4 protein-coding genes are annotated in these 5,355 nt (G+C 64.8%); 2 read left to right on the top strand and 2 right to left on the bottom strand.

The annotated features are described in order from the left end of the window. Positions 1-106: 106 nt before the first annotated feature. Both ACTHJ1_RS13275 and ACTHJ1_RS13270 read right to left on the bottom strand, forming a co-directional pair. The gene (locus ACTHJ1_RS13275) at positions 107-1,288 is read right to left on the bottom strand and encodes a hypothetical protein (RefSeq protein ID WP_440193104.1); all 1,182 of its coding nucleotides are present in this window, start codon (positions 1,286-1,288) and stop codon (positions 107-109) included. Continuing rightward, positions 1,285-1,707, bottom strand: a complete 423-nt coding sequence (locus ACTHJ1_RS13270) for a gamma-glutamylcyclotransferase family protein (protein WP_440193102.1) — start codon at positions 1,705-1,707, stop codon at positions 1,285-1,287. Before ACTHJ1_RS13270 ends, ACTHJ1_RS13275 begins: the two co-directional genes overlap by 4 nt. A 131-nt stretch (positions 1,708-1,838) precedes the next feature. Between ACTHJ1_RS13270 and clpB the strand changes: the two genes are divergently transcribed. Both clpB and ACTHJ1_RS13260 read left to right on the top strand, forming a co-directional pair. Next, complete coding sequence (clpB, locus tag ACTHJ1_RS13265; protein WP_440193100.1) at positions 1,839-4,442, top strand: ATP-dependent chaperone ClpB; 2,604 nt, start codon at positions 1,839-1,841, stop codon at positions 4,440-4,442. A gap of 218 nt (positions 4,443-4,660) precedes the next feature. Next, positions 4,661-5,355: cache domain-containing protein (locus ACTHJ1_RS13260; protein WP_440193098.1), on the top strand; the 695-nt coding region annotated here is incomplete at its 3' end.

Genomic DNA, 5,355 nt, shown 5'->3' with positions numbered 1-5,355 from the left:
CGGGTTCGGCCGCCGCCTAAGGCGGCCGAAGTCCCTTCGGGACTGCCCCGTCACTTAGGCGCTCCCAGGGTATGCCCGGCAGCCGCAGGACTACAGCGTCGCAGCGCTACGGCTGCGAATGCGGCGACAGCGCCTTGCATGTCGCGTTCGTTGCCCAGTTGCCATCGCCCAGCAGGGCTTGCGCGGCGCAGGCCGATGCGTAGATCTCGGACTCGTTGTGTCCGACGCTTTGGACGATGAAACCCTGGTGAGCGGGTATGGGCGTGTGCTTTGCGCGCGCGTGCATTTCATAGCCCCAGTATCCCAGGCCGCGCGCGAGCGGCGTGGCGCCTTCGGCTTCGGCGCCGCAGCTTTTGTCCAGGCCGATGTATTCGGGATTGGTGTCGGCGCTGCCCAGCAGGTAGGTGATATGACGCTGGGCGTAGCGAGCCGCCAGCTGGACGTGGCTCAGCCTGCCGTCATAGTTCTGCAATGCGGCCGGCAGGTCTTCGAGGCCGTAGCGGTAGTGCTCGTAGGTCGGGCAGATGCCGCGTTCATAGCGCGCATAGCCGCGGCCGGTGCGGCTGGGGCGTAGCGGCGATAGATAGAGGTAGGACTCGGCGTTGGCGACGACATAGCTCAGATGCAGACCGGTTGCGCGCAGGCTTTCGTCCAGGGGGTTGAGCACTGCGTAGCGCTGCACCATCTGCGCGCCGGCGCCGTGGCCGGCCAGGACGAGCGTTTGCAGGGCCGGAAGGCTGCCGGGCGCGGTGAAGTGGCGCAGCAGATCGTCCAGAATGCGAAAAGAACTGATCGGAAAAGGCCTGCCGCGCGCGGCTACGCTGGGCATGCCTTCCATCCAGCCGGTGCGGCGCCAGGCCGGCATGCCGTGAAAGCCGGCGTCCACCATGCTGGGGAAGCGGGGGGCGACGATCAGCGTGTCGGCGGCGGGTCCGGCCTGGCCGGCATAGAGAGCGGCAATGGCCCGCAGGCTGTGCCGGGCGTCGCGCCGTTCGTCGTGCACCACAATGATCAGGCGCCTGACCTGGCTTAGGCCGCCCGGCGCGTTCAAGGGCAGGCTGGCATAGACGGGAAAAGCGTAGCGGTGGCCCGGGGGGCCCAGCTCCATGCGCTGCGAGGCCAGCGGGGTGGGCTCCGGCGCCGGGGAAGGCGAGGCGTAAAGATCGGAATAGGGATCGCGGCGGGGCGGATTGCCGTAGGAATCGGACGGCCCCAGGGGCTGGGCCGCCGCGCGCGCCCAAGCGGCGAGCAGCAGCAAGGCGCAGGCGTAGGAGGAAAGCATCGTCATGAACGTCCCGATAGACGCCCCGATCTGTAGGCGACCCAATCATACTCATCCCCGGGCATGTCCCGGGCTTCGCCGCGAAACGCGGGGTCTATGGGGTAGTACTGGCAGTCCACCGGCCCATCGCTCGTCTGCGCCGTCACCGACCGACGCACGAAGCAGCACGGCGCGTCGGGCGTGTATTCCTCGATTCCGTCCATGAGCGGAACGAGGCTCGGGTCGACGTCGTACAAATCGCCCAGCACGGTACCGGGGCCTTCGGGCAGCAGGCCGGGCCAGTCGCCGAAGTCCACCAAACGGCCCGGCACCCGCGCAGGGCCCAGAAGACGCGGCGGCGGCAGGCCGGCCTGGCGGGCTGCCCGCGACAGGTCGTTGATTTCGCCTCGCCGTAGCGTGCCGTAGACAAAAATGGTTATGCTCATAGGTACGAATCGGGAAGATATCGGGCGGTTGGCGGTTGAAATCCGCGGCCGGGTCCCCATATGCAGATCATCGAGCCGCGCCTCGCAGTCTGCCTGGCGGTTGGCTCATTAACACTAGCCAACCCATCACTATGCGATTCGACAAACTTACCACCAAGTTCCAGCAGGCGCTGGCCGACGCTCAAAGTCTGGCAGCCCGAAATGACAATCCTTATATCGAGCCGGTGCACGTGCTGGCTGCGCTGCTGGGCGATGCCGACAGCGGCGCGGCGGGGTTGCTCGCTCGCGCAGGCGTGGCCGTCAACCGGCTGCAGCCCGCGATCGATGCGGCGATCAAAAGCCTGCCTCAGGTCGAGGGCAGCGACAACGTGCAGGGCAGCCGCGATCTGCAGGCCGTGCTCACGCGCACCGACAAAGAAGCCGCCAAGCGCGGCGACACCTACATTGCCAGCGAGCTCTTTCTTCTGGCATTGGCCGACGACAAGGGCGATGCAGGCCGCATCCTGCGCGATGCGGGCCTGCAGCGCAAGGCGCTGGAAGCCGCGATCGACGCCGTGCGCGGCGGCGAGAACGTCTCGGGCGCCGAGGGCGAGTCCAATCGCCAGGCGCTGGCCAAATACACGATCGACCTGACCGAGCGCGCGCGCGAAGGCAAGCTCGATCCAGTCATCGGCCGCGACGACGAGATCCGCCGCGCGATCCAGATTTTGCAGCGGCGCACCAAGAACAATCCCGTGCTTATCGGCGAACCCGGCGTGGGCAAGACCGCCATTGTCGAAGGCCTGGCGCAGCGCATCGTCAACGACGAAGTGCCCGAGAGCCTGCGCGGCAAGCGTGTGCTGTCGCTGGACCTGGCTGCGCTGCTGGCCGGCGCCAAGTTCCGCGGCGAATTCGAAGAACGCTTGAAGGCCGTGCTCAAGGAGCTGGCCCAGGATGACGGGCAGAACATCGTCTTCATCGACGAGATCCACACCATGGTCGGCGCCGGCAAGGCCGAGGGCGCCATGGACGCAGGCAATATGCTCAAGCCTGCGCTGTCGCGCGGCGAACTGCATTGCATCGGCGCGACCACGCTGGACGAATACCGTCAATACATCGAGAAGGACGCCGCGCTCGAGCGCCGCTTCCAGAAGGTGCTGATCGACGAGCCCGACGTGGAATCGACCATCGCCATCCTGCGCGGCCTGCAGGAGCGCTACGAGCTGCACCACGGCGTCGAGATCACCGACCCGGCCATCGTGGCCGCGGCCGAGCTCTCGCATCGCTACATTACCGATCGCTTCCTGCCCGACAAGGCCATCGACCTCATCGACGAGGCTGCCGCGCGCATCCGCATGGAGATCGACTCCAAGCCGGAAGTGATGGACAAGCTCGACCGGCGCATCATTCAGCTCAAGATCGAGCGCGAGGCCGTCAAGAAGGAAACCGACGACGCGTCCAGGCGCCGCCTGGGGGTGATCGAAGACGAACTGCAGAAGCTGCAGCGCGAATACAACGACTACGAAGAGATCTGGAAGGCCGAGAAGGCGGCCGTGCAAGGCACGCAGGCCATCAAGGAAGAGATCGACCGTGTGCGCGCCGAGATGGCCGAGATGCAGCGCAAGGGTCAGTTCGACAAGTTGGCCGAGCTGCAATACGGCAAACTGCCCGAGCTCGAAGCGCGCCTGAAGGCCGCCGACCACGCCGAAAAAACGGCGGTCGGCAAAGACGGCGAGAACGGCAAGCCGCGTCTGCTGCGCACGCAGGTCGGCGCCGAGGAAATCGCCGAGGTCGTCTCGCGCGCCACGGGCATCCCCGTATCCAAGATGATGCAGGGCGAGCGCGAGAAGCTGCTGCAGATGGAAGACTTCCTGCACAAGCGCGTAGTGGGGCAGGACGAGGCCGTGCGGCTGGTGTCCGATGCAGTCCGGCGTTCGCGCGCCGGCTTGTCCGATCCTGCGCGTCCGCTGGGCTCCTTTCTGTTCCTGGGTCCTACGGGCGTAGGCAAGACCGAGCTCACGCGGGCACTGGCCGAATTCCTTTTCGATACGTCGGAGCACATGATCCGCATCGACATGAGCGAGTTCATGGAGAAGCATTCGGTCGCGCGCCTGATCGGCGCGCCGCCGGGATATGTGGGCTACGAAGAGGGCGGCTACCTGACCGAGGCGGTGCGTCGCCGGCCCGACAGCGTGGTGCTGCTCGACGAAGTCGAGAAAGCGCATCCGGACGTGTTCAATGTGCTGCTGCAGGTGCTGGACGACGGGCGGCTCACAGACGGCCAGGGCCGCACGGTGGACTTCCGCAACACGGTCATCGTGATGACGTCGAACCTGGGTTCGCAACACATCCAGGCCATGGCCGACAAGCCTTACGAGGTCATCAAGGAAGTGGTATGGGACGAGCTCAAGCACACGCTGCGGCCCGAGTTCCTCAATCGCATCGACGAGGTGGTGGTGTTCCATGGTCTGGAGGCCAAGCACATCGAATCCATTGCGCGCATCCAGCTCAAGCGGCTCTCGGATCGGCTGGAGAAGCAGGAAATGCGGCTGGACATCAGCGATACGGCATTGGCCGAGCTGGCCAGGGAGGGCTTCGATCCCGTGTTCGGTGCGCGTCCCTTGAAGCGCGCGATCCAGCAGAAGGTCGAGAATCCGGTGGCCAAGCTGATCCTCGAGGGTGCGTTCGGTCCGCGCGACGTGGTGCCGGTGGATTGGCGCGACGGCAAGTTCGTGTTTACCCGTACTTTGCAGTAAGCGCTCCTGCCTCGAAGTCAGCCCGCCCCGCCGCTACCGGTGGGGCGGGCTTTTTTATGCGTCCACGCCCGGGATTTGAGCGGTAAAACCCAGTTACTTTTCTTATTCGAGCCGACGGCGGGCGGGGTTAAATATTTTTGGGGAATCGTTGCCCGTCAAAGCGACAGATGCCGGCTCGCCGGTCCAATAAAGCAAAAAAGGAGAGGATCGTGAAATCCATGACACTGAGCAATAAGCTCTGGGGCATCGTGGTGCTGCTGTGGCTGGGTATCGTGAGCATCGTGGCGATCAATGCCTGGCTCAATCGCGAGGCAATGGTCCGCGAGCGTGAGAACGCGCTCAAGCAGCACGTCGAGATGGCCGTCGGCCTGATCGACAGCTATAAGGCCAAGGTCGACAGCGGTGCGATGAAGCTGGAAGATGCGCAGAACATGGTGAAGGAGCAGATCCGTCCCATGCGCTACAACGCGGACAAGAGCGGTTACCTCGGCATCTACGATATGACGGATGCGCGCTTGGTGCTACTGCCGCCCGAGCCCAAGCGCGAGGGCACCATCAGCGATTCCAAAGACGTCAACGGCCTGGACATCACCAAGCTTTTGATCGATAACGCCCGGCCCGGTGCGGCCAGCCATATCAGCGCTTACTGGTACCCCAAGCCCGGCCAGAAGGAACCCATGGAAAAGCTGAGTTACAGCATGGAAGTTCCGGGTTGGAACTGGGCTGTCTTCACGGGCGCTTATGTCGACGATATCAACCAGACCTTTTACGGCCAGCTCTGGCGTGTTCTGGCGCTGACGCTGGTGGTAGGCCTGATCGTGACGGCCGGCATCCTGTGGGTGATGGGCAGCATCCGCAAGAGTCTGGGCGGCGAGCCCGAGTACGCGGCGGGCATTGCGGCGCGCATTGCCGA

Source organism: Bordetella sp. (assembly GCF_051960075.1).
Taxonomy (GTDB): Bacteria; Pseudomonadota; Gammaproteobacteria; order Burkholderiales; family Burkholderiaceae_B; genus Bordetella.
Note: the sequence above shows the minus strand (reverse complement) of the source record. Positions and strands in the feature narration are given on the sequence as shown.

What these genes read in the sequence shown, in the direction of transcription:
- ACTHJ1_RS13275 (WP_440193104.1), bottom strand. Translation starts at nt 1,288, where the DNA reads ATGACGATGCTTTCCTCCTACGCCTGCGCCTTGCTGCTGCTCGCCGCT.
- ACTHJ1_RS13270 (WP_440193102.1), bottom strand. Translation starts at nt 1,707, where the DNA reads ATGAGCATAACCATTTTTGTCTACGGCACGCTACGGCGAGGCGAAATC.
- clpB (WP_440193100.1), top strand. Translation starts at nt 1,839, where the DNA reads ATGCGATTCGACAAACTTACCACCAAGTTCCAGCAGGCGCTGGCCGAC.